Source organism: Pseudomonas alvandae (genome assembly GCF_019141525.1).
Classification (GTDB): Bacteria; Pseudomonadota; Gammaproteobacteria; order Pseudomonadales; family Pseudomonadaceae; genus Aquipseudomonas; species Aquipseudomonas alvandae.
On sequence record NZ_CP077080.1, the window covers coordinates 6,191,968 to 6,217,850 of the forward strand.

Consider the following 25,883-nt stretch of genomic DNA (forward strand, 5'->3'; position numbering starts at 1 on the left):
CCTCAGGCCGAAACAGTCTCCGCCCGGCGGACTTCCGGTTGTTTCCAGGAATCGGCGGCGCTTTCCTCGATGGCTTGCTGGATCGCCCGCTTGCGGTTTTCTTCGGCGCGGCGGCTGAAGTACCAGACCAGGAACGTCACCAGGGACACCGCCAGCAGGATCAGGCTCGCCACGGCGTTGATTTCCGGTTTCACCCCCAGGCGTACCGCCGAGAAGACTTCCATCGGCAACGTGGTGGAGCCAGGGCCGGAGACGAAGCTGGCCAATACCAGGTCGTCGAGGGACAGCGCGAACGACATCATGCCGCCTGCCGCCAGCGACGGCGCGATCATCGGAATGGTGATCAGGAAGAACACCTTCCACGGCCGCGCCCCGAGGTCCATGGCCGCCTCTTCGATGGACAGGTCCAGCTCACGCAAGCGTGCCGAGACCACCACCGCCACATAAGCCGCACAGAACGTGGTGTGGGCGATCCAGATCGTGACAATGCCACGCTCCTGGGGCCAGCCGATCATTTGCGCCATGGCCACGAACAGCAGCAACAGCGACAGGCCGGTGATCACTTCCGGCATAACCAATGGCGCGGTGACCAGGCCACCGAACAGCGTGCGGCCCTTGAAGTGGGTGATACGGGTCAGCACGAAGGCCGCCAGCGTCCCCAGGGCTACCGCAGCAATCGCGGTGTAGCAGGCGATCTCCAGCGAGCGCACCACCGAGCCCATCAGTTGGGTGTTGTCCAGCAGGCCGACGTACCACTTGACCGACCAGCCGCCCCACACCGTCACCAGTTTCGAGGCGTTGAACGAGAAGATCACCAGGATCACCATCGGTGCGTAGATGAACAACAGGCCCAGCACCAGCATCAGGCTTGAAAAACTGAAGCGCTTCATTCCTTGCCCTCCATTTCCTTGGCCTGACTGCGGTTGAACAGGATGATGGGCACGATCAGGATCGCCAGCATCACTACCGCCAGGGCGGATGCCACCGGCCAGTCACGGTTGTTGAAGAATTCCTGCCACAGCACTTTACCGATCATCAGCGTTTCCGGGCCGCCCAGCAGCTCCGGAATCACGAACTCGCCCACCACCGGGATGAACACCAGCATGCAGCCGGCCACGATGCCGTTCTTGGACAGCGGCACGGTGATTTTCCAGAAGCTGTTAAAGGTGCTCGAGCCCAGGTCGGACGCGGCTTCCAGCAGGCTTGGGTCGTGTTTGACCAGGTTGGCGTACAACGGCAGGATCATGAACGGCAGGTACGAATAGACCACGCCGATATACACCGCCAGGTTGGTGTTGAGGATCTGCAGCGGCTCGCTGATCCAGCCCATGCTCATCAGGAAACCGTTGAGCAAGCCATTGTTGCTGAGGATGCCCATCCACGCGTAGACGCGGATGAGGATCGCGGTCCAGGTCGGCATCATGATCAGCAGCACCAGCACCGTCTGCATTTCCTTGCGGGCGTTGGCGATGCCGTAGGCCATCGGATAGCCGATCAGCAGGCACAAGGTGGTGCTGATCAGGGCCATTTTCAGCGACCCAAGGTAGGCGGCGATGTACAGCTCGTCCTCGCTCAACATCACGTAGTTGGCGAGATTGAGCAGCACCTGCAGTTTCTGGTCGACGTAGCTGTAGATCTCGGTATACGGCGGAATCGCCACGTCGGCTTCGGCGAAGCTGATCTTCAGGACGATGAAGAACGGCAGCATGAAGAACAGGAACAACCAGATGAAGGGCACCCCGATGACCATCTGACGGCCACCGGGCGTTATTCGGGCGAGTCGGCGTTTGAATTTGCGCATGTTCATGAGCGAAGCACCACGCCGCTGTCGTCTTCCCACCAGACGAACACCTGGTCACCCCAGGTCGGACGTTGGCCACGGCGTTCGGCATTGGCGACGAAGGACTGCACCAGCTTGCCGCTCGGCAATTCGACGTAGAACACTGAATGGCCGCCCAGGTAGGCGATGTCGTGGACCTTGCCGCTGGACCAGTTGTGCTCGCAGGTCGGCTGCTCGGACGTGACCAGCAGTTTTTCCGGGCGAATGGCGTAGGTCACCGACTTGTCCTGCACCGAGGTGCTGATGCCGTGGCCGACGTAGATGCTGCGGTCCAGGTCCTTGCAGGTCAGCACCGCGTGGCCTTCGGCGTCGTCCACCACTTCGGTCTCGAAGATGTTGACGTTGCCGATGAACTCGCAGACCAGGCGACTGGTCGGGGTCTCGTAGATATCGATCGGGCTGCCGATCTGCGCGATCCAGCCCAGGTGCATGATCGCGATGCGCTCGGCCATGGTCATGGCCTCTTCCTGGTCGTGGGTCACCATCACGCAGGTCACGCCGACCCGCTCGATGATTTCCACCAGTTCGAGTTGCATCTGCGAGCGCAGCTTCTTGTCCAGGGCACCCATCGGTTCATCGAGCAGCAGCAGCTTCGGCCGCTTCGCCAGGGAACGGGCCAGGGCCACGCGCTGACGCTGGCCGCCGGAGAGCTGGTGCGGCTTGCGCTTGGCGTACTGGCTCATCTGCACCAGCTTGAGCATCTCGGCCACGCGGGCGTCGATCTCGGCCTTGGGAATCTTGTCCTGCTGCAGGCCGAAGGCGATGTTCTGCGCCACGGTCATGTGCGGGAACAAGGCGTAGGACTGGAACATCATGTTGATTGGCCGCTCATAGGGCGGCATGTCGGTGATGTCCACGCCATCGAGGAAAATCCGCCCCTCCGTGGGCCGCTCGAAACCTGCCAGCATGCGCAGCAAGGTGGACTTGCCCGATCCCGAACCGCCGAGCAAGGCAAAGATCTCGCCTTTCTTGATCTCCAGGGACACGTCGTCCACGGCAATCGTCTCGTCGAACTTCTTTGTGACCCGGTCGATTTTGACCAACACCTGCTTGGGTGTCTGGTCGCCCTCGAGGGCTTTCTTATAGGCGCCGGAGGCAACTGCCATTTACGAAACTCCCACAAAATTTGCAGCTCGCCCAAGACGGGCGAACCTTCTGAAAGTTAGAGCGTTGAACGCTATTTACCCGACTTGACCTTGGTCCAGCTGCGGGTCATGAGTCGTTGGATCTTGGCCGGCAACTCGGAGTTGACGTAGAGCTTGTCGACGACCGCTTGCGGTGGATAAACCGCTTCGTCGGTGCGTACTTTCTGGTCCATCAGTTCGCCAGCCTTGGGGTTCGGGTTGGCATAACCGACCACGTCGCTGACCTGGGCGATCACTTCAGGCTTGAGCAGGTAGTTGATGAACGCATGGGCCTCCTTGACGTTGGTGGCGTCGCGCGGGATCGCCAGCATGTCGAACCAGAGGTTGCCGCCTTCCTTGGGAATCACGTAGGCAATTTCGATACCCTTGCCGGCTTCGCTGGCGCGGGAACGGGCCTGGAAGATGTCGCCGGAGAACCCGGCGGCCACGCAGATCTCGCCATTGGCCAGATCGGAGATGTACTTGGAGGAGTTGAAATAGGTCACGTAAGGTCGGATCTTGAGGAGCTGGGCCTCGGCCTTCTTGTAGTCTTCCGGATCCTGGCTGTTGGGGTCCAGGCCCAGGTAATTGAGCATCGCCGGGATCATCTCGTCACCCGAATCGAGGAACGAAACGCCACAGCTGGACAGCTTCTTGATGTTTTCCGGCTCGAACAGCATGGCCCACGAATCAATCTTGTCGACGCCCAGGACGGCCTTGATCTTCTCGACGTTGTAGCCGATGCCGTTGGTGCCCCACAGGTAAGGCACGGCGTACTGGTTGCCCGGGTCGTTCTTTTCCAGGCGCTTGAGCAACAGCGGATCGAGGTTGGCGTAGTTGGACAGCTGGGATTTGTCGAGCTTCTGGAACGCCCCGGCCTTGATCTGCTTGCCCAGGAAATGGTTGGACGGCACGACCACGTCGTAACCGGTACGACCGGCCAGCAACTTGCCTTCCAGGGTTTCGTTGGAATCGAATACGTCATAGACCGGCTTGATCCCGGTGGCTTTCTCGAAGTCCGCCAGCGTGGATTCGCCGATGTAGTCCGACCAGTTATAAATATGCACGGTGGAGGCCGCCTGGACACTGACAGCAAATGTCAGGCCGGCACCGACCAGCAAGGCGTTGCGCAACAAAGAAAAGACAGGCACGTGGAGGTCCTCTTAAATAGTTGGGCCCAAGTTGCCCCCGTCACCGGGCCAATGAAGTGCCCTGCAACAAAACCGGCGCGCAACTTACCCTCGATAAACCGATCCAGCAAAACTTTTAGTTATTTAATTGCTCCCGTTGTCGCCGTCGCGACGACCGCGACAACGAGAGACTGCTTCAAGCCGGTTTATTTACCGGATTTGATCTTGGTCCAGCTGCGGGTCAACAGCCGCTGGGTGGCCGCATCCAGATCGCTGATCGCGTACAGCTTGGCCTTCACTTCGTCCGATGGATAAATGCTCGGGTCACCGGAAATTTCCTTGTCCACCAGAGGGGTGGCGGCCTTGTTGCCGTTCGGGAAACGCACGTTGTCGGTGATCTCCGCCATGATTTCCGGCTGCATGATGAAGTTCATCCACTTGTAGGCGGCCTCGAGGTTTTCGGCATCCTTGGGAATGGCGACCATGTCATAGAACGAACCGGCACCTTCCTTCGGAATGGTGTAGGCCACTTTCACCTTGCCACCAGCTTCGGCTGCGCGGCTCTTCGATTGCTCGATATCACCCGAGTAGCCCACGGCCACGCAGATGTTGCCGTTGGCCAGGTCCGAGATGTATTTGGAAGAGTGGAAGTAACCGATCGATGGGCGCAGCTTGAGGAACAGTGCTTCGGCTTCGGCCAGTTGCTTCTTGTCTTTGCTGTCGGTCGGGTAACCGAGGTAATGCAGGGCCACCGGGATCATTTCCGTTGGCGAGTCGAGGAAACTCACACCGCAGCTCTTGAGCTTGGCGATGTTCTCCGGCTTGAGCAGGGTGTCCCACGAATCGATCTTGTCGACGCCCAATGCGGCCTTGACCTTCTCGGGGTTGTAGCCGATGCCGATGGTGCCCCACATGTAAGGGAAGGCGTGCTTGTTGCCTTGGTCGCTGGCATCGCCGACGGCCTTGAGCAGGTCGGTGTCCAGGTTCTTCCAGTTAGGCAGCTTGGACTTGTCCAGCTCCTGGTAGACGCCGGCCTTGATCTGCTTGGCGAGGAAGTTGTTCGACGGCACCACGACGTCGTAGCCGGACTTGCCGGCCAGCAATTTGGCTTCCAGCGTCTCGTTGCTGTCGAACACGTCGTAGACGACCTTGATCCCCGTCTCTTTCTCGAACTTGGCGACCGTGTCCGGCGCGATGTAGTCGGACCAGTTATAGACGTGCAGCACTTTATCGTCCGCCTGGACGGCGCCCGCCATCAGGCCCGCCAGGGACATGGCGAGGAGGGTCTTGCCAGCTATCTTCATACCTAATGCCTTCATGGATGATGCTCCGGTTATTCTTTTTAGCCACGTTCAGCGCAACTTGAACAGCAGCGGTAGTCTGGCAAGTTACAGGGCAGGCTTTCAACACAAGCCCAGCCTTTTGTTCATGCTGGGCGAGGGCCGTTCCGGCACCTCGCTCAGAGCCTAGCACTTAGCCCTGCAACGCACTGAGCGTCAGGTCCAGGCATTGCCGCGCCTTGGCCACCAGTTCGTCGATCTCGGCCTTGCTGATCACCAGCGGCGGCGCAATGATCATGGTGTCGCCCACCGCACGCATGATCAGCCCGTTATCGAAGCAGAACTGCCGGCAGATCATGCCCACGCCCTTGCCTTCGTAGCGTTTGCGCGTGGCCTTGTCCTGGACCAGTTCGATCGCCCCCAGCAAACCGACACCGCGCACTTCACCTACCAGCGGGTGATCGTTCAGTTCCCGCAGGCGTTGTTGCAAATAGGGTGCCGTTTCGCCGTGGACGCGCTCGATGATCTTTTCTTCACGCAGGATGCGAATGTTTTCCAGGGCCACCGCCGCGGCCACGGGATGACCGGAGTAGGTGAAGCCGTGGTTGAAATCGCCGCCTTCATTTAGCACCTCGACCACATCGTCGCGCACGATCAGGCCACCCATGGGGATATAACCAGAGGTCAGGCCCTTGGCGATGGTCATCATGTGCGGTTTCAACCCGTAGAAGTCGGTACCGAACCACTCACCGGTACGCCCGAAACCGCAGATCACCTCGTCGGCCACGAACAGGATGTCGTACTTGGCGAGGATTTCCTTCATGCGCGGCCAGTAGCTGTCCGGCGGCACGATCACCCCACCCGCGCCCTGGATCGGCTCGGCAATGAACGCACCGACGTTGTCGACGCCGATCTCGAGGATCTTCTCTTCCAGTTGGTTGGCGGCCCAGATGCCGAACTCTTCAGGACTCATGTCGCCGCCTTCGCCGAACCAGTACGGCTGGGCGATATGGACGATGCCAGGGATCGGCAGGTCGCCCTGCTCGTGCATATAGGTCATGCCGCCCAGGCTGGCGCCGGCCACGGTCGAGCCGTGATAACCGTTCTTGCGGCTGATGATGACTTTCTTGTTCGGCTGGCCCTTGATCGCCCAGTAGTGGCGGACCATGCGCAACATGGTGTCGTTGCCTTCCGAGCCGGAGCCGGTGAAGAACACATGGTTCATGCCTTCCGGGGCGATGTCGGCGATGGCCTTGGACAATTCCAGTACTGGCGGGTGGGCGGTCTGGAAGAACAGGTTGTAGTACGGCAGCTCACGCATCTGTTGGCTGGCGGCATCCGCCAGCTCATCGCGACCGTAGCCGACGGCCACGCACCAGAGGCCGGCCATGCCGTCGAGGATCTTGTTGCCTTCACTGTCCCAGAGGTACACGCCCTTGGCGTGGGTGATGATGCGCGGGCCTTTCTCTTTGAGCTGTTTGAAATCGCTGAATGGCGCGAGGTGATGGTCGTTGCTCAGGGCCTGCCATTCACGGGTTTGAGGGTTGTTGCGGGTCATGCGAATTCTCCTTTATTCCATTGGGGGCGAGGCCTGGGTCAGCCCCGCCCGGCGCTTCAGACGGCAAAGAGCAGGAATTCCCGCTCCCACGAACTGATGACGCGCTTGAAGTTTTCATGCTCGGCCCGCTTGACCGCGACGTAGCCCGTGATGAATTTCTTGCCCAGGTATTTCTCGATGGTGGTGCTGTTTTCCATGCGCTCCAAGGCATCTTCGATGGTCAGCGGCAGGCGCAGGTTACGGCGCTCATACCCTCGGCCCACCACGGGGGCGCTCGGATTGATGCCTTCGACCATGCCGATGTAGCCGCACAACAGGCTGGCGGCAATCGCCAGGTACGGGTTGGCGTCGGCGCCCGGCAAGCGGTTTTCCACCCGACGGTTCTGCGGCCCGGCATCCGGAACCCGCAGGCCCACGGTACGGTTCTCCTCGCCCCACTCCACGTTCACCGGCGCCGAGGTGTCGGGCAGGAAGCGGCGGAACGAATTGACGTTGGGTGCGAACAGCGGCAGCAGCTCGGGGATGAATTTCTGCAGGCCACCGATGTGGTGCAGGAACAGATCGCTCATGGTCCCGTCTTCATTGGAGAAGACGTTCTTGCCGGTTTCCTTGTCGATGATGCTCTGGTGCAGGTGCATCGCGCTGCCCGGCTCGCCGGTCATGGGCTTGGCCATGAACGTGGCGGCCACGTCGTGCTTGAGCGCTGCCTCGCGCATGGTGCGCTTGAACACCAGGATCTGGTCGGCCAGGGACAGCGCGTCGCCATGACGGAAGTTGATCTCCATCTGCGCGGTGCCGTCCTCATGGATCAGCGTGTCGAGGTCCAGCTCCTGCAATTCGCACCAGTCATAGACGTCTTCGAACAGCGGGTCGAATTCGTTGGCCGCTTCGATCGAGAACGATTGGCGACCGGTTTCCGGGCGGCCGGAGCGGCCGATCGGCGGTTGCAGTGGAAAGTCCGGGTCGTCGCTGCGCTTGGTCAGGTAGAACTCCATTTCCGGCGCGACAATCGGCTGCCAACCCTTGTCGGCGTAGAGCTTGAGCACCTTCTTCAATACGTTGCGCGGCGACAGCTCGATGGGGTTGCCTTGCTTGTCGTAGGAATCATGGATCACCTGTGCGGTGGGCTCGATGGCCCATGGCACCAGGAACACTGCGTTTTCGTCCGGGCGGCACATCATGTCGATGTCGGCAGGGTCGAGCAGTTCGTAATAGATGTCGTCTTCGACATAGTCGCCCGTTACGGTCTGGAGCAGGACGCTCTCGGGCAGGCGCATGCCTTTTTCGGCAATGAACTTGTTGGTCGGCGAGATCTTGCCCCGGGTGATGCCGGTCAGGTCGCCAATCATGCATTCGACTTCTGTGATCTTGTGGTCTTTCAACCAATCGGTGAGCTGGTCGAGGTTGTTACTCATAAATGCCTCTAGGCGTGAGTTTCCTGGCTGCTATTAGAAGTCAGGCGTTGTTTGACGCATCGGCGTCGCGTTGTGTTGCCCTTGCTCGGCAGGCATCGCCAAATGCCTGGAAAATCGCAAGATAGTACGGATTAGAGCCTACCGCCCATTCCGGGTGCCATTGCACACCTAAAGCAAAAGCCTTGCCTTGTACAACCGAGACGGCCTCGATCAGGCCATCCGGCGCCAGCGCTTCGGCCCGCAGTCCCGGCGCCAGGCGCTCGATGCCCTGGCTGTGAATCGAGTTGACGTCGATCTGCGGCGGCAGGCCCAGGCCCGCGAGAACCCCACCTGGCTGGATATGCACGACGTGGGCCGGGCCGTATTGGATCTCGACCGGTTGGGTGTCGTCTTCACGATGATCGATAAAGGTTCCGACTTCATGAACTTTCTGATGCAGGCTGCCGCCAAAGGCTACGTTCATTTCCTGGAAGCCCCGGCAGATGCCCAGCACCGGGACGCCCGCGTCGACAGCGGCGCGGATCAGGGGAAGGGTGATGGCGTCACGTGCAGGATCATGGGCAGTGCCTGGCGCACTGGCCGGGCCTTGGTAGTGAAAAGGTTCTACATTGGAAGGAGAGCCGGTAAAGAGAATACCGTCCAGGGCGTCCAGAATATCGGACGGTGCGAACAGATCCGCCAGTGAGGGGATCAGCACTGGCAAGCCCTTGGCGGCTGTTGCGACAGCCCGGGCATATTTGTCGCCAGTGGTGTGATACGCATGCAAACCGATCTGCCTGGAGCAGGTGGTGACGCCGATTAACGGCAGGCGAGACATGAAGCACCCCGGTATTATTGCTGTTATGGGTTTGAATCGAGCTTAGCCTTGTTCATTTTTTTACACAACACCCCCGTAAAAAATACAACACGGCCCGCTCAAGCCTGCGGGCGCCAAGCCCCTCAAAGGGAAAAAAACGCCCCAAATTGCCTCAAAAAAGCCCCACAGGTGCTTTTTTAGGGCAAAAAAGGCCCTGCTTGACTTCGGCATGCCGTTCGGGTTGACTGGCTTTCGAAGAGATCAATGATTGATATTTTTAACAACAAAGGTGTTGCATCATGTCGGTACCCCCGCGTGCCGTTCAGCTTAACGAAGCGAACGCGTTCCTTAAGGAACATCCTGAGGTTCTGTACGTTGACCTTCTGATTGCGGATATGAATGGTGTGGTGCGCGGCAAGCGCATCGAACGCACCAGCCTCCACAAGGTTTACGAGAAAGGCATCAACCTGCCGGCCTCTCTATTTGCCCTGGATATCAATGGCTCGACGGTGGAAAGCACCGGCCTGGGCCTGGACATCGGCGATGCCGACCGCATCTGCTATCCCATCCCCGGCACTCTGAGCAACGAACCCTGGCAGAAGCGCCCGACCGCGCAACTGCTGATGACCATGCACGAACTGGAAGGCGAACCCTTCTTTGCCGACCCGCGTGAAGTCCTGCGCCAGGTCGTGACCAAGTTCGATGAATTGGGCCTGACCATCTGCGCGGCTTTCGAGCTGGAGTTCTACCTGATCGACCAGGAGAACGTGAATGGCCGCCCACAACCGCCCCGCTCGCCCATCTCCGGAAAACGCCCGCATTCGACACAGGTCTACCTGATCGATGACCTCGACGAATACGTCGATTGCCTCCAGGACATCCTGGAAGGGGCCAAGGAGCAAGGCATTCCCGCCGACGCCATCGTCAAGGAAAGTGCCCCGGCGCAGTTCGAAGTCAACCTGCACCACGTCGCCGACCCGATCAAGGCTTGCGACTACGCGGTCCTGCTCAAGCGGTTGATCAAGAACATTGCCTACGACCATGAAATGGACACCACATTCATGGCCAAGCCGTACCCGGGCCAGGCAGGCAATGGTTTGCACGTCCACATTTCGATCCTGGACAAAGACGGCAAGAATATCTTTGCCAGCGAGGATCCCGAGCAGAACGCCGCACTGCGTCACGCGATCGGCGGTGTGCTCGAGACCCTGCCCGCGCAGATGGCTTTCCTCTGCCCGAACGTCAACTCCTACCGTCGTTTCGGCGCACAGTTCTATGTGCCGAACTCGCCGACCTGGGGCCTGGACAACCGCACCGTCGCCTTGCGCGTACCGACCGGCTCGGCCGATGCGGTGCGCCTGGAGCACCGCGTTGCCGGCGCCGACGCCAACCCGTACCTGCTGATGGCAGCCGTATTGGCGGGTGTGCATCACGGCCTGACCAACAAGATCGAGCCCGGCGCGCCGGTCGAAGGCAACAGCTACGAGCAGAACGAGCAAAGCCTGCCGAACAACTTGCGCGATGCCCTGCGCGAGCTGGACGACAGCGAAGTCATGGCCAAGTACATCGATCCGAAATACATCGATATCTTCGTGGCCTGTAAGGAAAGTGAGCTGGAAGAGTTCGAACACTCCATCTCCGACCTCGAGTACAACTGGTACCTGCATACCGTGTAAGCGGTTGCGGTCAAAAAGAAACGCCGCAGGCCTCATGGCCTGCGGCGTTTTTTTATGCCCGCCGCTGAACATCGTGGCGAGGGGATTTATCCCCGCTGGGGTGCGAAGCGCCCCCAAACCGACCACTTCCGGGTGTCAGACAGAAATCCGTTCCTAGGGATTGGGGCTGCTTCGCACCCCAGCGGGGATAAATCCCCTCGCCACAGGAAATCCTCTCCTCTCACCCCTGAGGTATGGACCAGCCGCCCGCTCTGCGTACAATGCCCGCCAGTCCCGCAGGAGACGTCCATGACGCGCATCGCCACCCCTCGCAAACCCCGCGCACGCAGCCAGGCCCGGATCGACACCATTCTTGATGCCGCCCGTACGCTGCTTGCCGCCGAAGGCGTGGCCAGCCTGTCGATCTACAGCGTCGCCGAACGCGCCGGGATCCCGCCCTCTTCCGTCTATCACTTCTTCGCCAGCGTCCCGGCCTTGCTCGAAGCCCTGACCGCTGACGTCCATGCGGCCTTTCGCGCCTGCCTGCAAGCACCGATCGACCATGGCGCGCTGAACCACTGGCACGACCTGTCGCGACTGGTGGAGCAACGCATGCTTGTGATCTACAGCGAAGACGCCGCCGCCCGGCAATTGATCCTGGCCCAGCACGGCCTGACCGAAGTCACCCAGGCCGACCGCCAGCATGATCTGGAGCTGAGCGAGCTGATGCACACCGTCTTCGCCCGTCATTTCCAACTGCCGGCGCTGCCCACCGACGTCGATGTGTTCGCCCTGGCCATGGAACTGGGCGACCGCGTCTATGCCCGCTCGGTCCAACAACACGGCGAGATCACCCCGCGCATGGCCGAAGAAGGCATGCGGGTGTTCGATGCGTACCTGGGGCTATACCTGCCGCCGTATCTGCCCAAGCGCGAAGCATCCTGATCCAGAAGCGACCTCATCGTGGCGAGGGAGCTTGCTCCCGCTGGGCTGCGCAGCAGCCCCCTCCTCACCTCAACAAAGTGCATGCGTGCGCAGCCCTAAAACCCAAAAGCCCCGAAGGGCTCTCGCCATCCGGGGCTTTGCATTGCGCTACCGCTCACAACTTGGCGATCGACACCTCGGTGGATTTGACGAAGGCAATCACTTCGCTGCCGATCGCCAGTTCCAGCTCCTTGACCGAGCGGGTGGTGATGACCGAAGTGACGATGCCAGAAGCCGTCTGCACGTCGATTTCCGAGAGCACGTCGCCTTCGACGATTTCCTTGATGGTGCCTTTGAACTGGTTGCGTACGTTGATGGCTTTGATGGTCATACGATTTCTCCTGGGGTCGAAATGAGCTGCAAGCTTCGAGCTACAAGCTGCAAGTAAAAGCACCGCGCTTCTTCTTGCAGCTTGTAGCTTGCCGCTTGAAGCTGCTTCATTGCGCCCAACGCAACTGCGTGGGCAAGGGTGAAACGGGTTCGGGTTCCGGCGGTTGGCCGGGCAAGGACAGCACGCGGTTGAGGACTTCGGTTTCCAGGCTCGCCAGGCGATGCGAGCCGCGAGCACGGGGGCGTGGCAGGTCGATGGCCAGGTCGAGGCCGACCTGGCCGTCCTCGATCAGGATGACCCGGTCGGCAATCGCCACCGCCTCGCTGACGTCGTGGGTCACCAGCAGCACGGTGAAGCCGTGTTGCTGCCACAGGCGCTCGATCAGTTGCTGCATCTCGATCCGGGTCAGGGCGTCCAGCGCTCCCAAGGGTTCGTCGAGCAGCAGCAGGCGCGGCTGGTGGATCAGCGCCCGAGCCAGCGCCACCCGCTGCTTCTGGCCGCCGGACAACGCCGCCGGCCATTCATGGGCGCGATCCGCCAGGCCCACGGCATCGAGCGCCTGCAAGGCTTGTGGTCGCCAGTTGCCCTTGAGGCCAAGACCGACGTTGTCGATGATCTTCTTCCAAGGCAATAAACGCGCGTCCTGGAACATCAACCGCGTGTCCTGTTGCGCCGCACTCAACGGTGCCGAACCCGCCAGCAGTTGGCCGTCCGTGGGTTGGTCGAGGCCGGCCAACAAGCGCAGCAAGGTGCTTTTACCGCAGCCACTGCGTCCCACTACCGCGACGAACTGCCCAGCCGGGATATGCAGGTCGATGTCACGCAACACCTGTCGCGAGCCGAATGTCTTTTGCAGATTGCGCACCGCCAGCGGAATGCCCCGCAGCAGGCGTGGAGGTTGCTGGGCGGTCATGCGGCACCTCCCTTGTTCACTTGATAGGCCGGATGCCAGCGCAACCAGACCCGTTCCAGGCCGCGGGCGGCGAGGTCGGCCAGCTTACCGAGCACGGCGTACAGAAGAATCGCCAGCACCACCACATCGGTCTGCAGGAACTCACGGGCATTCATCGCCAGGTAGCCGATGCCGGAACTGGCCGAGATGGTTTCCGCCACGATCAGCGTCAGCCACATGAAACCCAGGGCAAACCGCACGCCCACCAGGATCGAAGGCAAGGCACCCGGCAGGATCACCTGGCGAAACAGGCTGAAACCGGACAAGCCGTAGCTGCGGGACATTTCCACCAGCGCCGGGTCGACGTTGCGAATGCCGTGATAGGTATTGAGATAGATGGGGAACAGCGTGCCCAGCGCCACCAGGAAAATCTTCGCCGACTCGTCGATGCCGAACCAAAGGATCACCAACGGAATCAGCGCCAGGTGCGGCACGTTTCGCACCATCTGCACCGAGCTGTCCAACAACCGCTCGCCCCACTTCGACAGGCCGGTGATAAAGCCAAGGCCGAGGCCGAGGCCGCCGCCAATCAAGAAGCCGACCGCCGCGCGCCAGCCGCTGATGGCCAAGTGTGTCCAGATCTCGCCGCTGCGCACCAGGTTCACACCGGCCTCAATCACCGCGACCGGTGCCGGCAGGATCCGCGTGGACAGCCAGCCGGCCGATACCGACAATTGCCACACCGCCAGCAACAGCAGCGGCACCGCCCACGGCGCCAGGTTGTGGATAACTTTTTTCATGGCCGCCTCAGCTCTGGGACGCGGCTTTGGGCAGGATGTCGTTGGCGACCATCTCACCGAACGGGCTCACGTAGCCCTGGCTTTTCGGCAGCTCCGGGCGCTCCACATCCAAGTGCGGGAACAACAGCTCGGCCACCCGATAGGACTCTTCCAAGTGTGGATAACCCGAGAAGATGAACGTGTCGATGCCCAGGTCGGCGTATTCCTTGACCCGCGCGGCCACGGTCGGGCCATCGCCCACCAGCGCCGTACCGGCACCACCACGCACCAGGCCGACCCCGGCCCACAGGTTGGGGCTGACTTCCAACTTGTCGCGGCGACCGCCGTGCAGCGCGGCCATGCGTTGCTGGCCCACCGAGTCGAAGCGCGCCAGGGAGGCCTGGGCACGGGCGATGGTTTCGTCGTCCAGATGGGAAATCAAACGGTCGGCCGCTTGCCAGGCCTCGGCGTTGGTTTCCCGCACAATCACATGCAGGCGAATACCGAAGCGCACGGTGCGCCCAAGCTTCGCGGCCTTGGCGCACACCTGTTCGATTTTCTGCGCGACGGCTGCAGGCGGCTCGCCCCAGGTCAGCACCATTTCCACCTGCTCGGCGGCCAGGTCCTGTGCCGCTTCCGACGAGCCACCAAAATACAGCGGCGGGCGCGGTTGCTGGATGGGCGGATAGAGCAGCTTGGCGCCCTTCACACTGATGTGCTCACCGTCGTAATCCACGGTCTCGCCTTCCAGCACCCGACGCCAGATCCGGGTGAACTCCACCGACGCCTGGTAACGCTCTTCGTGATCAAGAAACAGCCCATCGCCGGCCAGTTCGTCCGGATCACCGCCGGTCACCAGGTTGAACAGCGCGCGCCCACCGGACAACCGATCCAGCGTCGCCGCCTGACGCGCCGCCACCGTCGGGGAGATGATCCCGGGGCGCAGGGCAACCAGGAACTTCAGGCGTTGGGTCACCGGAATCAGCGAAGCGGCTACCAGCCAGGAGTCTTCGCAGGAACGCCCGGTGGGAATCAAGACGCCGCCAAAACCCAGCCGATCCGCCGCTTGGGCGATTTGTTGCAAGTAACCATGATCGACGGCGCGAGCGCCTTCGGCGGTGCCAAGGTAATGGCCGTCGCCGTGGGTAGGCAGGAACCAGAAAATGTTGAGGCTCATGGAGTGGTCTCCTAAGGGATCGAATTACTGCGCGTTCGCAACGGCCGCCGGCGGCGTCCAGATCACGTCCTTGATGCTCAAGGGCTTGGGAATCAACTTGAGTTGGTAGAAGCTGTCGGCGATTTTCTGCTGGGCCGCGACGACTTCCGGCGTGAGGAACAACGCGCCGTAGCCCTGGCGCTTCACCGACGTCAGGGTGATATCCGCTGGCAGCCCGAGCAGCGGCGAGACCTGCTGGGTCACGTCTTCAGGATTGGCCTTGGACCACTCCCCCACCGCCCGCACTTCCTCCACCAGGGCCGTGATCACCTGGGGATTTTTCTGCGCATAGGGTTTGGTCGCGAGGTAGAACTGATGGTTATCGACGATGCCCTTGCCGTCACGCAGGGTGCGTGCCTGCAACTGCTGTTCAGCCGCGGCCTGGTACGGATCCCAGATGACCCAGGCGTCCACACTGCCCCGTTCGAACGCTGCACGGGCATCGGCCGGAGGCAGGAAAACCGTCTGGATGTCTGAATATTTGAGACCGGCGTCTTCCAGCGCCCGCACCAGCAGATAGTGGACGTTGGAGCCTTTGTTCAGCGCGACTTTCTTACCCTTGAGGTCCTGCACCGACTGGATGGCCGAGCCTTTCGGCACGAGGATCGCCTCGCTGGTGGGCGCCGGAGGTTCGTAGGCGACATAGAGCAGGTCGGCGCCTGCGGCCTGGGCAAACACCGGCGGGGTTTCGCCAGTGACGCCAAAATCGATGGAGCCGACGTTCAAGCCTTCAAGCAGCTGCGGGCCGCCGGGAAACTCCGTCCATTGCACGTCCACGCCTTGGGCCGCGAGGCGTTTTTCCAATGAACCCTTGGCCTTGAGCAGCACCAGGGTGCCGTATTTCTGGTAACCGATCCGCAAGGTCTCGGCTTGAGCCTGGGTGATGGCGCCGAAGGACACAGCCGCAGCAAACAGAGCGACCAGCCCGCGACGCAAAATGACAGTGCGCATGGCGCCTCTCCTTTTTGCTGTGGGGTTTTGGCTGCACCTGCTTGGCCGTTGACGGCTGAGTAAGGTGAGTTGAATCAGTGGTGTTTGGGGTTCAGATGCTCCAGCGAGCACTCAACAAACGTTCGTTCAATACATCGGGGTCCAGCGGCCTCGGCCGACGGGCCATGGCGCTGTGAAACTGTTCAAGCGCTTCGTCCAGGCGCTGCTGCAAGGCCGGCGTCAATTGCGCCTGGGCACTGCCTTCGCCATAAGCGATCTGGCTGTCTTCGGCGAAAATCCCATGGAGCATTTCCTGGGCCTTGAGCGCCGACAGCACCGGCTTCAGGGCGTAGTCCACCGCCAACATGTGGGCGATGCTGCCGCCTGTCGCCATGGGCAACACCACCTTGTGGGCCAGGGCCCGCTCCGGCAGCAGATCAAGCACGGTCTTCAACGCACCGGAAAAAGACGCCTTGTAGACCGGCGTGGCGATCAGCAGCCCGTCCGCGTTTTCGATCTGGGCCAGCAAGTCCACCACCTTGGGACTGTCGAAGCGGGCATGGAGCAGATCCTCGGCGGGGAAATCACGCACCTGATAACTCACCACTTCCACACCGTGTTGCTGCAACCAACGTTGCGAGCGCTCCAACAGCACTCCAGAACGGGAGCGCTGGCTGGGACTGCCGCCGAGCGAGACAACCAACATGCCAACCATCCTTAATGTCACGTGCGATTCGCGGTGGGCGATCTCGCGGTATGGAGCCAACCATAACAGCGCGCATATATATCTTTAAATCATATTTATTCATTTAGTTATTCGATACAGAGATATGCGCCCTGCTTTTCTCTGCGCAATAAAAAAGGCCGTCGAAACGGCCAAAACCCTTGGTACACAGATGTTCCTGTGGGAGCGAGCTTGCTCGCGATGGCGTCAGATCTGCCAGCCTTGATGTTGAGTGATACACCGCTATCGCGAGCAAGCTCGCTCCCACAGGTTCGGTATTGCGTCAACGATTAGGTTGGGGCGTGAGGCGCAGGTATGGCTTCACCGCGCGATAGCCCTTGGGGAAGCGCTGCTTGAGCTCTTCTTCGTCCTTGAGCGACGGCACGATCACCACTTCATCACCGTCCTGCCAGTTGGCGGGCGTGGCGACTTTGTAGTTGTCGGTCAGTTGCAGGGAGTCGATCACTCGGAGGATTTCGTTGAAGTTGCGCCCGGTGCTGGCCGGGTAGGTGATGGTCAGGCGAATCTTCTTGTTCGGGTCGATCACGAACAATGAGCGCACGGTCAAGGTGTCGCTGGCGTTGGGATGGATCAGGTCGTACAGGTCGGACACCTTGCGGTCGGCATCGGCCAGGATCGGAAAATTGACCACGGCGTTCTGGGTTTCGTTGATGTCTTCGATCCATTTATGGTGCGAGTCCACCGGGTCCACCGACAGGGCGATGGCCTTGACGCCGCGCTTGGCGAATTCATCCTTGAGCTTGGCGGTGAGGCCCAGCTCGGTGGTGCACACCGGGGTGAAATCCGCCGGATGGGAGAACAGCACGCCCCAGCTGTCGCCGAGCCATTCGTGGAAGCGAATCTTGCCGGCGCTGGAATCCTGTTCGAAATCGGGGGCGATATCGCCGAGTCTGAGGCTCATGATGCGGCTCCTGGATGGTTTTTATGAGCCCAAACTGTGCGCCGCTTTTCGTTGCTTTAAAAAGAATGAATACCCATTTATTTAGATCATTAGGAAATATAAAAAACTGTTCACTGGTGCCTTGACGCGTAGCGGCCCAAGATCATTCCCGAGGTTTCGAGAAGGCCTCGAGTTGCTGAAAAGAGGAGAAGGTTCGGGAAAGGCTACAGGGGTGGGCCGGACCCGAAACGCAAAAGCCCCGCCCGGCGTGATGCCGGGCGGGGCTTTTTTTGTTTTGGAGCTACATTACGGAAATTATTGACGCGATTTTGAGACGAGCGGCTAGGATAGGCAGCATGAACGCTCAAGCCTTGTTGACTCACTTGCAAAATCATCTGCCTGACCTGTTGGCGGTTTACCTGTTCGGAAGCCACGCCCAGGGGACCGCCGGGCCTGACAGTGATGTCGATTTGGCTGTGCTGTTGTCAGGCACGGTGGACCCGGTGTCGTTGTGGCAACTTTCAGGCGATTTGGCGGACATTGTGGGCAGTCCGGTGGATCTGATAGATCTACGGGCGGCAACCACCGTCATGCAGTACCAGATCGTGACCCGAGGCCGAAGACTCTGGGCCAAAGATGTACAGGCGGGGTTGTTCGAATGTTTCATTCTCAGCGAAAAGACCGCGCTCGATGAGACTCGAGCAGGATTGCTCAAAGATATTCAGGAACAAGGCAGCGTGTATGGCCGATGACGTATTGATCAACAAGGCAGCGAGTATCGAGCGTTGCGTAGCCAGGGTGCGCGAGGAATACGGGAAAGATCCTGCCACGTTTGCCACCGATTTCACTCGCCAGGATTCGGCCGTCCTGAACATCCAGCGTGCCTGCGAAGCGGCGCTGGATATGGGGCAGCATCTGATTCGCCGTGAGCGATTGGGTGTCCCGCAAAGTGCCCGCGATACATTCGAGTTGCTTTTTCAAGGCGGCTGGATCGAAGAAGGCCTGGTGAAAAACCTGAAGAACATGGTGGGGTTCAGGAACATCGCGGTGCATGACTACCAGGCCCTTCAACTGCCGATCATGGTCGCGATCATTACCGGGCATCTGGATGATTTTCTGGCGTTCAGTGCGTTTATCCTGCGCAAGGACGCAGCGGAGCCAAAGGGATAAAGGCGAGATCCATCCGACATACCCGAAACGCAAAAGCCCCGCCCGGCGTGATGCCGGGCGGGGCTTTTTTACTTCGCTACGTCTTACATGAAGTTGTAAGTGTAGTTGAAGATCAGGCGGGTCTGATCCTGGCTGTCGCCCACGCCGCTGCTACGGTAGGTACCCTGACGCAGGGTCGTGCCGAAGCCTTTCAACGCGCCCGTTTGGATCACGTAATCCACACGCATGTCGCGTTCCCACTCGGAGTAATCGCTTCCACCTGCGGTGCGGGACTTAACGTCGTCACCGCGCAGGTAGGCAACCGAGGCTTTCAGGCCTGGCACGCCCAGGGAAGCGAAGTCGTAGGAGTATTGACCGAAGGTGGTGTTTTCACCGGCACGGACAAACCCGTTGATCATGCTGTCGGTGAACAGGTAGAAGCTTGCGCCACCAGCACCTTCGTTATTACCGTTGCCATCAACTACGTTGGCCTGGTTCAGATAAACGAAACCACCGTCATCGCCGACTTGCTGGTGACCCAACAGGAATGCACTGCCACCCAGGGTATAGGTGAACATCGCGCTCCAAGTCTTGTTATCCACTTCGCCCGGGTTCTTCGCATAACCATTGTTATTGGTGAAGAAATGCGTGGAATCACCGTTACGGCCATCGGAGCTGCTGTCGAAGTAGCGCAGGTCGGTCTTGAAGGATTGACCTTCGCTGATCGGGAAAACGTGTACCGCGCCCAGGAAGTGCTGCTTGTAGTAATCCTGCAGGTTGGCGTAGTAGTACTGCAGCGTCAGGTCCTTGGTGACTTTCCAGTCAGCGCCCGCGTAACGGAACTGGTTGCTGTCCTGGGTACCGCCCGCCACTGCCAGGCCGGTGCTGTTGCTCGAAGCACGGCCTGTGGCATGTTCCAACTGACCGGCGTTGAACGTGACGTTGTCGATTTCCTTGGAGGTGATGGTGCCACCTTCAAAGGTTTGCGGCAGCAGACGGCTGTCGTTGGCTACCAGAATCGGCAGGTTAGGTGCCAGGGCTCCACCGAGGTGAGCTTCGGTCTTGGAGAAAAGCGCCTTTACGTTACCGGACAAACGGCTCCAGTCATGGACCGCCGAACCATCAGTATCGGCTGGCATGTAGGAACCAGCGTTACGGCCTCTGCCGCCATCGAGACGGATACCAACCAGTGCCTGAGCGTCGATACCGAAACCAACAACACCTTGCGTGAAGCCAGACTTGTAGTCGAACTTCAGGCCGGTGCCGGTTTCGCGCAGGTCTTCGCTGCCCGTTTCATGGTTGTCGTTGTTGAAATACAACGTACGAGAACTGACAGACGCCTTGCTGTCTTCAATGAAACCAGCGGCGCCTGCCTGCTGCGCCATTACCCCAAGGGCCACTGCCATGGCCAAGGTGGACTTCTTCATGCATCGCTCCTCTCGTTTTCTAATTCTTGTCTATCTTTGGCTCCGGATCGAACGCCCGGAATCCGCGGATGCGCGATTAGCGCCAGACCGTGACTGGCAAGTCAACCGTAACCCTTTCGGACTACGACCATGGTCTAACCCCGCGACATCGGCCCGCAGAATAAAGGATTCTTTATAAATCCAAAAAGAATTGTTTCAACAGTTTTCAGTGCGTTTTGACATATGAGTGCCATCACAGCGTCATCAAGCTGTGACAAGCCTTATCGGCGACGTAGGGGATAACTGAACGGTTATTCGTCCGGGTTTTACGCAACCCCGCGAATTCCTGGCGACGAGATATATTCCGCGCCTCCTGCGCCTTCGATCCTGCTCATGACAACTCGCGCATGCCGCGATCTTGACGCGTTCCAGACTAGCTGCTCATTGTCTGAAATCAAGAAAGTCGCGGCGATGGGAGATTTCCGAGAGCCGTCTACAGGGATTTTTCGAATATCTTCGAATTGCGCTGGTAGTTGTACAGCGAAGCCCGCGCCGCCGGCAGGCGTTCGACGCTGCTGGGCTCGAAGCCCCGTTCGCGGAACCAGTGGGCGGTCCGGGTCGTCAGCACGAACAGCGTCTTGAGCCCCTGGGCACGGGCACGGGTTTCGATTCGCTCCAGCAGTTCATCACCGCGCCCGCCATGGCGATACTCCGGATTGACCGCCAGGCAGGCCAGCTCACCCGCGTCCGAATCGGCAATCTGATACAGCGCGGCGCAGGCAATGATCATGCCCTCGCGCTCGACCACGCTGAACTGTTCGATCTCACGCTCCAGCACTTCACGGGAACGACGCACCAGGATCCCCTGCTCCTCCAGCGGGCTGATGAGGTCCAGCAAGCCGCCAACGTCCTCGATGGCCGCTTCGCGCACCACCTCGAATTGCTCCTGGGCCACCAGCGTGCCGCTGCCATCGCGGGTGAACAACTCGGCCAACAGCGCACCGTTCTCGGCATAGCTGACGATATGGCTGCGCGCGACGCCACCGCGGCAAGCCTGGGCCGCGGCGTCGAGCAGTTCGGCCTGGTAGTCGCTGCCCAATCGCTGCATGTGGGCCGGAACCTGTTGCGGACGCAACTCGCGAACCAGGCGTCCATGCTCATCGATCAGCCCCTGTTCGGCGCCGAAAAGCAGCAACTTGTCAGCCGCCAGGTCAATGGCCGCCCGGGTCGCGACATCCTCGCAGGCCAGATTGAAGATTTCCCCCGTGGGCGAATAGCCCAGCGGCGACAGCAGCACGATGGAACGCTCGTCCAGGAGCCGGTTGATGCCCTTGCGATCGACCCGGCGCACTTCGCCGGTGTGGTGATAGTCCACGCCCTCAAGGACGCCGATCGGCCGCGCAGTGACCAGGTTGCCACTGGCGACCCGCAGCCGCGAGCCCTGCATGGGCGAAGACGCCATGTCCATGGACAGGCGCGCCTCGATGGCGATGCGCAGTTGGCCGACCGCGTCGATCACGCACTCCAGGGTCGCGGCATCGGTGATGCGCATGCCGTGGTGGTAATGAGGCGTCAGGCCACGAGCCGCGAGGCGAGTCTCGATCTGCGGGCGCGAACCATGGACCAGCACCAGGCGCACGCCGAGACTGTGCAGCAACACCAGGTCATGAACGATATTACCGAAGTTGGGGTGTTCAACCCCGTCTCCGGGCAGCATGACGACGAAGGTGCAATCACGGTGGGCATTGATATAGGGCGAAGCGTGGCGAAGCCAATTGACGTATTCGGGCATGAACCTGACCTGTAATAAATAACAGCCGAAAAAAGACGAAACAGAACGCACAGCGGGCTGGTGGTTATCGTCGGAACAGGCTTGGCGACACGCGCGCTCTCCTCATGTGATGAATACGGGCCCGCAAGAGGGCAATTTAACCGGCCGTGGCCGGCGTCAAGCAGTAGTGCCCAATCAACTGACGGAGCAATTGCACGGTAGGCTGCAAACGTGACATTTCAAGGTATTCGCCCGGCTGGTGGGCACAGGCGATGTCGCCAGGGCCGAGCACCAGGGTTTCGCAGCCAAGGCGCTGAAGATAAGGCGCTTCGGTGCCGAACGCCACTGCTTCGGCACGATGGCCGGTAAGCCGTTCGGCCACGCGCACCAGTTCGGCATCCTCGACCTGCTCGAATGGCGGCACTTCGGGGAACAGCGGCGCGTAGTCGATCTTCACGTGGTGTCGTTCGGCAATCGGGTCGAGCTTCTGCTGGATCGCCGCCCGCAGCACTTGCGGATCCATGCCGGGCAAGGGCCGCAAGTCGAATTCCATGGAGCACTGGCCGCAGATCCGGTTGGGGTTGTCGCCGCCGTGGATGCAGCCGAAATTCAGGGTCGGTTGCGGCACGGTGAATTGCGGGTTGCGGAATTCACGCTGCCATTGCAGGCGCAGGCCGCGCAGCTCGCCCATGGCGTCATGCATCGCTTCGAGGGCGCTGCGGCCCAGGCTCGGATCGGAAGAGTGGCCACTGCGCCCGAGGATGTCGATGCGTTCCATCATCACGCCTTTATGCAGGCGGATCGGCCGCAAGCCGGTGGGCTCGCCAATCACCGCGGCACGCCCCAACGGCCGTCCGGCGTCGGCCAGGGCCCGGGCGCCAGACATGGAGCTTTCTTCATCGCAGGTGGCGAGGATCAACAGCGGCTGCTTGAAGGGTTGGTCCAGCAGCGGCTTGACCGCTTCGATGGCCAGGGCGAAAAAGCCCTTCATGTCACAACTGCCCAGGCCTACCCAACGACCGTCGACTTCGGTGAGCTTCAGCGGATCGGTCTGCCATAACGCGCCGTCGAACGGCACCGTGTCGCTGTGACCGGCCAGCACCAGCCCGCCGGGGCCTGTGCCAAAACTGGCGAGCAAATTGAATTTGCCCGGGCTCACCTGCTGGATGTCACAGGAAAACCCGAGCTCGGCAAGCCAGCCCGCCAGCAACTCGATCACCGCACCGTTGGATTGGTCCAGCTTAGGCTGGGTACAACTGACCGAAGGCGCGGCGATCAGGGCAGCGAACTGATCTTTCATGGACGGCAAAGGCATCGCTGGCTCCGGGCTTACAGATTGGCGTTCATCATAGAACCATCTGGCCCCAGGAATAAACCTAGGGCGAGTCAGTCCTGTACACTGCACGACCTTGGCAGCCACACCTCCCCCCGGCTGCACACCCGATCCCTGGATTTTCCGGCCATGCAGAAAGAAACCGAAATCAAACTCCGCGTCAGCCGCGAGACCCTGGCAGCCTTGCGTGAGCATCCGCTGCTGAAAAAACGCAACAAGAGTGGCTGGGAACGCCACGAACTGATGAACCAGTACTTCGACACGCCGGAGCGTGACCTCGCCCGGGCCAAGGTTGCCCTGCGCCTGCGCCGCGACGGTGAAGAAGTGATCCAGACCCTCAAGACCCGTGGCCAGAGCGTCGCCGGCCTGTCCGAGCGCAACGAGTACGACTGGCACCTGCCCAAGGCCAAGCTGGACCTGAAGAAACTCGAGGGCGAATGCTGGCCCGAGACACTGGCCGAACTGGACAAGAAAACCCTCAAGGCGATCTTCACCACCGACTTCGTTCGCGAGCGCGCCGAAATCGCCTGGGGCCGTGGCAAGAGCAAAGTGGTCATCGAGGCCGCGCTCGACCTGGGCCACGTCGTGGTGGGCAAGCAGAAGGAAGAAATCTGCGAGCTGGAGCTGGAGCTGCGCGAAGGCGAACCCGCCGCGCTATTGGAACTGGCCGCCGAGCTGGCCGTGACCCTGCCCTTGATGCCCTGCGACATCAGCAAGGCCGAACGGGGCTATCGCCTGCATGACGCGGGCAGCTATGCCCTGAGCCTGCCGGCCCCGCAACTGACCGTCGAAACACCGCTGGACGATGCCTTCGCCGCCTTGAGCTGGCATTTGCTGGGCAGCAGCCAGCGCCTGGCCGAACAATACCGTTTCAATGGCCATTGGCGCCTGCTGCAAGACTGGGTGGAAAACCTCGCCGAACTGCGTGCGCTGCTTAGCAGCCTCGGCCAGGCCGCGCCGCGTCAATCGACTCATGATCTGCGCGTTGCCCTGGACGCACTGCTGGAAGACTGGCGCCCATTGGTCCAGGCCGGCATCGAAGACGAAGACGTGCGCAAGGCAGCCCCGGAGCAATTCCTCGAAGAGCTGCAGGACCCGCGCTGGGGCCTGTTCTCCCTCGAAGCCTCACGCTGGTTGCTGGCCCGTAGCTGGACCGCCGACCGCAACACCCGCGGCAACCGCCAAGGCGCGGCGCAACTGGGCAGTTGGTTGCCGCGCCTGTTGAGCGAAGAAGCTTCGTCTTTGCAACTGCAACGCTACCAGCAACAGCCGGAAGACCTGGCCGAGCAATTGCCGCGCATCGAACGGATCCAGGCCTGGCTGCACCATGCCCGCCACGTCCTCGATATTCCGGAAATGGACCGCCTCTACGGTGAATTGAACAAGCTGGCGCAACTGGCCAACGAGCCGATCACCGACGAGCTTCTGGATGCGCGCAAGCAACAGGCGATCGCGGTGTATCAGAATCGGGCGTGGAAGACTTTGTTGCGCCTGTAAGATCGCCATCGCGAGCAAGCTCGCTCCCACAGGGGTCCAGCGTTGCACACAGATCTTGTGGCCGCTGAAGATCAACTGTGGGAGCGAGCTTGCTCGCGATGAGGTCAGCCCAAACATCGCAAAAACAAGCTCAGCGCACCACCGGCAAACTCGTCGTCGACTTGATCTCCGACAGCGCCACGATCGAGTTCACTTCCTGGATCCCCGGCACCATCGACAGCTTCTCGAAGAAGAACCGCTCATACGCCTCGATGTCCGCCGTGACGATACGCAGCAGGAAATCCACTGACCCCATCAGCACATAGCACTCCAGGACTTCGGGAAAGCCGCGGATCGCCTCGGTGAACTCAGTGAAGTTCGAACGACCGTGGGCGTTGAGTTTCACTTCGGCGAATATCTGCGTGTTCAGGCCGATTTTCTTGCGATCCAGCAACGTCACCTGCCCGCGAATGATCCCCTCCTCCTTCATCCGCTGGATCCGTCGCCAGCACGGCGATTGGGACAAACCCACCTGCTCGGCAATCTGCGCGCTGGACAGCGAAGCGTCCTCTTGTAGCAGTGCGAGTATCCTGCGGTCGTAGCTGTCCAGCTCGCTGTGCATAAATAAACCTTTAACAAACCAGATATCGATTGGATTAATTCGCTAGAACAGCATAAAGGCATATCTTAGATAAGAAATACCTCAGGACGCATGTAAATATTTCTCCGCATATCCAGGAGATGTTCCATGCCCTCATTCGATTCCACTGCCACGCCTCCACTGCGCGCCGACGTCTGGCACTCCGCCAATCCCCATCGTCGCGTCGAGTATCAATTGTTGGGCGAGGCCGAGCCGGATCTGCCTTGCCGGGTGCTCAACCTGTTCGCGTTGCAGGGCCTGACGCCGGAGAAAATCCATATGGAGTGCCACCATGATCAACTGTCCATGGAGATCCTCGTGGACGGGCTGAGCTGGCACCGTGCCCAGGTGATTGCGGAAAAATTACGTAACTTGATCAGCGTGAGTTCGGTGGACATGCAAGACATTGATATTGCACGGGCTGGATCGGTTCAGGCAGCGAGTTGAGATCGCTGCGGCAAGAATTCGAAACTCATTGGTCGGGTAGTGGCCCAACGGTACATAACGTCGCGACTATTCTTTTGCAGACCAGGCCAAGACATCGAGGTGTCTG

The 25,883-nt window shown here is 60.4% G+C and carries 25 protein-coding genes; 6 read left to right on the plus strand and 19 right to left on the minus strand.

Annotated features, from left to right (window positions below; all coding sequences use genetic code 11):
* Nucleotides 1-2: 2 nt before the first annotated feature.
* From KSS97_RS27750 to KSS97_RS27785, 8 genes are all read right to left on the minus strand, one after another.
* Nucleotides 3-890 carry an ABC transporter permease subunit gene (locus KSS97_RS27750; RefSeq protein WP_217860585.1) on the minus strand — a complete coding sequence of 296 codons (888 nt, stop codon included), beginning with the start codon at nt 888-890 and terminating at the stop codon, nt 3-5.
* On the minus strand, nt 887-1,807 hold the full coding sequence (locus KSS97_RS27755; protein WP_030138092.1) for an ABC transporter permease subunit: 921 nt from the start codon (nt 1,805-1,807) through the stop codon (nt 887-889). The genes KSS97_RS27750 and KSS97_RS27755 overlap by 4 nt, the downstream gene beginning before the upstream one ends.
* Nucleotides 1,804-2,946, minus strand: a complete 1,143-nt coding sequence (locus tag KSS97_RS27760; protein ID WP_030138093.1) for an ABC transporter ATP-binding protein — start codon at nt 2,944-2,946, stop codon at nt 1,804-1,806. Before KSS97_RS27760 ends, KSS97_RS27755 begins: the two co-directional genes overlap by 4 nt.
* A 71-nt stretch (nt 2,947-3,017) precedes the next feature.
* Nucleotides 3,018-4,115, minus strand: a complete 1,098-nt coding sequence (locus KSS97_RS27765; protein WP_030138094.1) for a polyamine ABC transporter substrate-binding protein — start codon at nt 4,113-4,115, stop codon at nt 3,018-3,020.
* Nucleotides 4,116-4,300: 185 nt separating this feature from the next.
* Complete coding sequence (locus KSS97_RS27770) at nt 4,301-5,398, minus strand: polyamine ABC transporter substrate-binding protein (protein WP_030138095.1); 1,098 nt, start codon at nt 5,396-5,398, stop codon at nt 4,301-4,303.
* A gap of 169 nt (nt 5,399-5,567) precedes the next feature.
* Nucleotides 5,568-6,932 carry an aspartate aminotransferase family protein gene (locus KSS97_RS27775; RefSeq protein WP_030138096.1) on the minus strand — a complete coding sequence of 455 codons (1,365 nt, stop codon included), beginning with the start codon at nt 6,930-6,932 and terminating at the stop codon, nt 5,568-5,570.
* 56 nt (nt 6,933-6,988) lie between these two features.
* On the minus strand, nt 6,989-8,347 hold the full coding sequence (locus tag KSS97_RS27780) for a glutamine synthetase family protein (protein ID WP_030138097.1): 1,359 nt from the start codon (nt 8,345-8,347) through the stop codon (nt 6,989-6,991).
* A gap of 40 nt (nt 8,348-8,387) precedes the next feature.
* A complete protein-coding gene (locus KSS97_RS27785) occupies nt 8,388-9,164 on the minus strand; it encodes a gamma-glutamyl-gamma-aminobutyrate hydrolase family protein (protein ID WP_030138098.1) in 777 nt (258 codons plus the stop codon).
* A gap of 278 nt (nt 9,165-9,442) precedes the next feature.
* Between KSS97_RS27785 and KSS97_RS27790 the strand changes: the two genes are divergently transcribed.
* Both KSS97_RS27790 and KSS97_RS27795 read left to right on the plus strand, forming a co-directional pair.
* Complete coding sequence (locus tag KSS97_RS27790; RefSeq protein WP_030138099.1) at nt 9,443-10,819, plus strand: glutamine synthetase family protein; 1,377 nt, start codon at nt 9,443-9,445, stop codon at nt 10,817-10,819.
* Nucleotides 10,820-11,107: 288 nt separating this feature from the next.
* Entirely contained in the window at nt 11,108-11,743 is a 636-nt protein-coding gene (locus KSS97_RS27795) for a TetR/AcrR family transcriptional regulator (protein ID WP_217860586.1), read from the plus strand.
* A gap of 154 nt (nt 11,744-11,897) precedes the next feature.
* Here the strand turns inward: KSS97_RS27795 and KSS97_RS27800 are convergent, their stop codons facing one another.
* From KSS97_RS27800 to KSS97_RS27830, 7 genes are all read right to left on the minus strand, one after another.
* The gene (locus KSS97_RS27800; RefSeq protein WP_003177394.1) at nt 11,898-12,113 is read right to left on the minus strand and encodes a TOBE domain-containing protein; all 216 of its coding nucleotides are present in this window, start codon (nt 12,111-12,113) and stop codon (nt 11,898-11,900) included.
* Nucleotides 12,114-12,219: 106 nt separating this feature from the next.
* Nucleotides 12,220-13,026 carry an aliphatic sulfonates ABC transporter ATP-binding protein gene (gene ssuB, locus KSS97_RS27805; protein ID WP_030138101.1) on the minus strand — a complete coding sequence of 269 codons (807 nt, stop codon included), beginning with the start codon at nt 13,024-13,026 and terminating at the stop codon, nt 12,220-12,222.
* Nucleotides 13,023-13,805: an aliphatic sulfonate ABC transporter permease SsuC gene (gene ssuC, locus KSS97_RS27810; protein WP_030138102.1), complete on the minus strand. Its 783-nt coding sequence runs from the start codon at nt 13,803-13,805 to the stop codon at nt 13,023-13,025. The genes ssuB and ssuC overlap by 4 nt, the downstream gene beginning before the upstream one ends.
* 7 nt (nt 13,806-13,812) lie before the next feature.
* The gene (ssuD, locus tag KSS97_RS27815) at nt 13,813-14,961 is read right to left on the minus strand and encodes an FMNH2-dependent alkanesulfonate monooxygenase (RefSeq protein ID WP_217860587.1); all 1,149 of its coding nucleotides are present in this window, start codon (nt 14,959-14,961) and stop codon (nt 13,813-13,815) included.
* 24 nt (nt 14,962-14,985) lie between these two features.
* On the minus strand, nt 14,986-15,951 hold the full coding sequence (locus tag KSS97_RS27820) for a sulfonate ABC transporter substrate-binding protein (RefSeq protein WP_217860588.1): 966 nt from the start codon (nt 15,949-15,951) through the stop codon (nt 14,986-14,988).
* 91 nt (nt 15,952-16,042) lie between these two features.
* The gene (ssuE, locus tag KSS97_RS27825; protein ID WP_198797497.1) at nt 16,043-16,636 is read right to left on the minus strand and encodes an NADPH-dependent FMN reductase; all 594 of its coding nucleotides are present in this window, start codon (nt 16,634-16,636) and stop codon (nt 16,043-16,045) included.
* A gap of 301 nt (nt 16,637-16,937) precedes the next feature.
* On the minus strand, nt 16,938-17,576 hold the full coding sequence (locus tag KSS97_RS27830) for a peroxiredoxin (protein ID WP_003206652.1): 639 nt from the start codon (nt 17,574-17,576) through the stop codon (nt 16,938-16,940).
* A 335-nt stretch (nt 17,577-17,911) separates the two neighbouring features.
* On the opposite strand from KSS97_RS27830, the gene mntA reads away from it, so the two are divergent.
* Together mntA and hepT are read left to right on the plus strand one after the other, a co-directional pair.
* The gene (gene mntA, locus KSS97_RS27835) at nt 17,912-18,307 is read left to right on the plus strand and encodes a type VII toxin-antitoxin system MntA family adenylyltransferase antitoxin (RefSeq protein ID WP_030138106.1); all 396 of its coding nucleotides are present in this window, start codon (nt 17,912-17,914) and stop codon (nt 18,305-18,307) included.
* Nucleotides 18,297-18,725 carry a type VII toxin-antitoxin system HepT family RNase toxin gene (hepT, locus tag KSS97_RS27840; RefSeq protein ID WP_030138107.1) on the plus strand — a complete coding sequence of 143 codons (429 nt, stop codon included), beginning with the start codon at nt 18,297-18,299 and terminating at the stop codon, nt 18,723-18,725. The genes mntA and hepT overlap by 11 nt, the downstream gene beginning before the upstream one ends.
* 83 nt (nt 18,726-18,808) lie before the next feature.
* Here the strand turns inward: hepT and KSS97_RS27845 are convergent, their stop codons facing one another.
* The 3 genes from KSS97_RS27845 to argE all read right to left on the minus strand — a co-directional run bounded on the left by KSS97_RS27845 (nt 18,809) and on the right by argE (nt 23,196).
* Entirely contained in the window at nt 18,809-20,131 is a 1,323-nt protein-coding gene (locus KSS97_RS27845; RefSeq protein ID WP_217860589.1) for an OprD family porin, read from the minus strand.
* 472 nt (nt 20,132-20,603) lie between these two features.
* Complete coding sequence (argA, locus tag KSS97_RS27850) at nt 20,604-21,902, minus strand: amino-acid N-acetyltransferase (protein WP_198797500.1); 1,299 nt, start codon at nt 21,900-21,902, stop codon at nt 20,604-20,606.
* A 136-nt stretch (nt 21,903-22,038) separates the two neighbouring features.
* The gene (gene argE, locus KSS97_RS27855) at nt 22,039-23,196 is read right to left on the minus strand and encodes an acetylornithine deacetylase (protein WP_217860590.1); all 1,158 of its coding nucleotides are present in this window, start codon (nt 23,194-23,196) and stop codon (nt 22,039-22,041) included.
* 147 nt (nt 23,197-23,343) lie between these two features.
* Here argE and KSS97_RS27860 point away from each other — a divergent pair, with 147 nt between their 5' ends.
* On the plus strand, nt 23,344-24,711 hold the full coding sequence (locus KSS97_RS27860; protein WP_217860591.1) for a CYTH domain-containing protein: 1,368 nt from the start codon (nt 23,344-23,346) through the stop codon (nt 24,709-24,711).
* 130 nt (nt 24,712-24,841) lie between these two features.
* Here KSS97_RS27860 and KSS97_RS27865 read toward each other — a convergent pair whose 3' ends face one another.
* Nucleotides 24,842-25,312: an Lrp/AsnC family transcriptional regulator gene (locus KSS97_RS27865; RefSeq protein WP_198797502.1), complete on the minus strand. Its 471-nt coding sequence runs from the start codon at nt 25,310-25,312 to the stop codon at nt 24,842-24,844.
* A 126-nt stretch (nt 25,313-25,438) separates the two neighbouring features.
* Here KSS97_RS27865 and KSS97_RS27870 point away from each other — a divergent pair, with 126 nt between their 5' ends.
* Nucleotides 25,439-25,777: an ACT-like domain-containing protein gene (locus tag KSS97_RS27870; protein ID WP_217860592.1), complete on the plus strand. Its 339-nt coding sequence runs from the start codon at nt 25,439-25,441 to the stop codon at nt 25,775-25,777.
* Nucleotides 25,778-25,883: the final 106 nt, after the last annotated feature.

What these genes read in the sequence shown, in the direction of transcription:
- KSS97_RS27750 (WP_217860585.1), bottom strand. Translation starts at nt 890, where the DNA reads ATGAAGCGCTTCAGTTTTTCAAGCCTGATGCTGGTGCTGGGCCTGTTG.
- KSS97_RS27755 (WP_030138092.1), bottom strand. Translation starts at nt 1,807, where the DNA reads ATGAACATGCGCAAATTCAAACGCCGACTCGCCCGAATAACGCCCGGT.
- KSS97_RS27760 (WP_030138093.1), bottom strand. Translation starts at nt 2,946, where the DNA reads ATGGCAGTTGCCTCCGGCGCCTATAAGAAAGCCCTCGAGGGCGACCAG.
- KSS97_RS27770 (WP_030138095.1), bottom strand. Translation starts at nt 5,398, where the DNA reads ATGAAGATAGCTGGCAAGACCCTCCTCGCCATGTCCCTGGCGGGCCTG.
- KSS97_RS27775 (WP_030138096.1), bottom strand. Translation starts at nt 6,932, where the DNA reads ATGACCCGCAACAACCCTCAAACCCGTGAATGGCAGGCCCTGAGCAAC.
- KSS97_RS27780 (WP_030138097.1), bottom strand. Translation starts at nt 8,347, where the DNA reads ATGAGTAACAACCTCGACCAGCTCACCGATTGGTTGAAAGACCACAAG.
- KSS97_RS27785 (WP_030138098.1), bottom strand. Translation starts at nt 9,164, where the DNA reads ATGTCTCGCCTGCCGTTAATCGGCGTCACCACCTGCTCCAGGCAGATC.
- KSS97_RS27790 (WP_030138099.1), top strand. Translation starts at nt 9,443, where the DNA reads ATGTCGGTACCCCCGCGTGCCGTTCAGCTTAACGAAGCGAACGCGTTC.
- KSS97_RS27795 (WP_217860586.1), top strand. Translation starts at nt 11,108, where the DNA reads ATGACGCGCATCGCCACCCCTCGCAAACCCCGCGCACGCAGCCAGGCC.
- KSS97_RS27800 (WP_003177394.1), bottom strand. Translation starts at nt 12,113, where the DNA reads ATGACCATCAAAGCCATCAACGTACGCAACCAGTTCAAAGGCACCATC.
- ssuB (WP_030138101.1), bottom strand. Translation starts at nt 13,026, where the DNA reads ATGACCGCCCAGCAACCTCCACGCCTGCTGCGGGGCATTCCGCTGGCG.
- ssuC (WP_030138102.1), bottom strand. Translation starts at nt 13,805, where the DNA reads ATGAAAAAAGTTATCCACAACCTGGCGCCGTGGGCGGTGCCGCTGCTG.
- ssuD (WP_217860587.1), bottom strand. Translation starts at nt 14,961, where the DNA reads ATGAGCCTCAACATTTTCTGGTTCCTGCCTACCCACGGCGACGGCCAT.
- KSS97_RS27820 (WP_217860588.1), bottom strand. Translation starts at nt 15,951, where the DNA reads ATGCGCACTGTCATTTTGCGTCGCGGGCTGGTCGCTCTGTTTGCTGCG.
- ssuE (WP_198797497.1), bottom strand. Translation starts at nt 16,636, where the DNA reads ATGTTGGTTGTCTCGCTCGGCGGCAGTCCCAGCCAGCGCTCCCGTTCT.
- KSS97_RS27830 (WP_003206652.1), bottom strand. Translation starts at nt 17,576, where the DNA reads ATGAGCCTCAGACTCGGCGATATCGCCCCCGATTTCGAACAGGATTCC.
- mntA (WP_030138106.1), top strand. Translation starts at nt 17,912, where the DNA reads ATGAACGCTCAAGCCTTGTTGACTCACTTGCAAAATCATCTGCCTGAC.
- hepT (WP_030138107.1), top strand. Translation starts at nt 18,297, where the DNA reads ATGGCCGATGACGTATTGATCAACAAGGCAGCGAGTATCGAGCGTTGC.
- KSS97_RS27845 (WP_217860589.1), bottom strand. Translation starts at nt 20,131, where the DNA reads ATGAAGAAGTCCACCTTGGCCATGGCAGTGGCCCTTGGGGTAATGGCG.
- argA (WP_198797500.1), bottom strand. Translation starts at nt 21,902, where the DNA reads ATGCCCGAATACGTCAATTGGCTTCGCCACGCTTCGCCCTATATCAAT.
- argE (WP_217860590.1), bottom strand. Translation starts at nt 23,196, where the DNA reads ATGCCTTTGCCGTCCATGAAAGATCAGTTCGCTGCCCTGATCGCCGCG.
- KSS97_RS27860 (WP_217860591.1), top strand. Translation starts at nt 23,344, where the DNA reads ATGCAGAAAGAAACCGAAATCAAACTCCGCGTCAGCCGCGAGACCCTG.
- KSS97_RS27865 (WP_198797502.1), bottom strand. Translation starts at nt 25,312, where the DNA reads ATGCACAGCGAGCTGGACAGCTACGACCGCAGGATACTCGCACTGCTA.
- KSS97_RS27870 (WP_217860592.1), top strand. Translation starts at nt 25,439, where the DNA reads ATGCCCTCATTCGATTCCACTGCCACGCCTCCACTGCGCGCCGACGTC.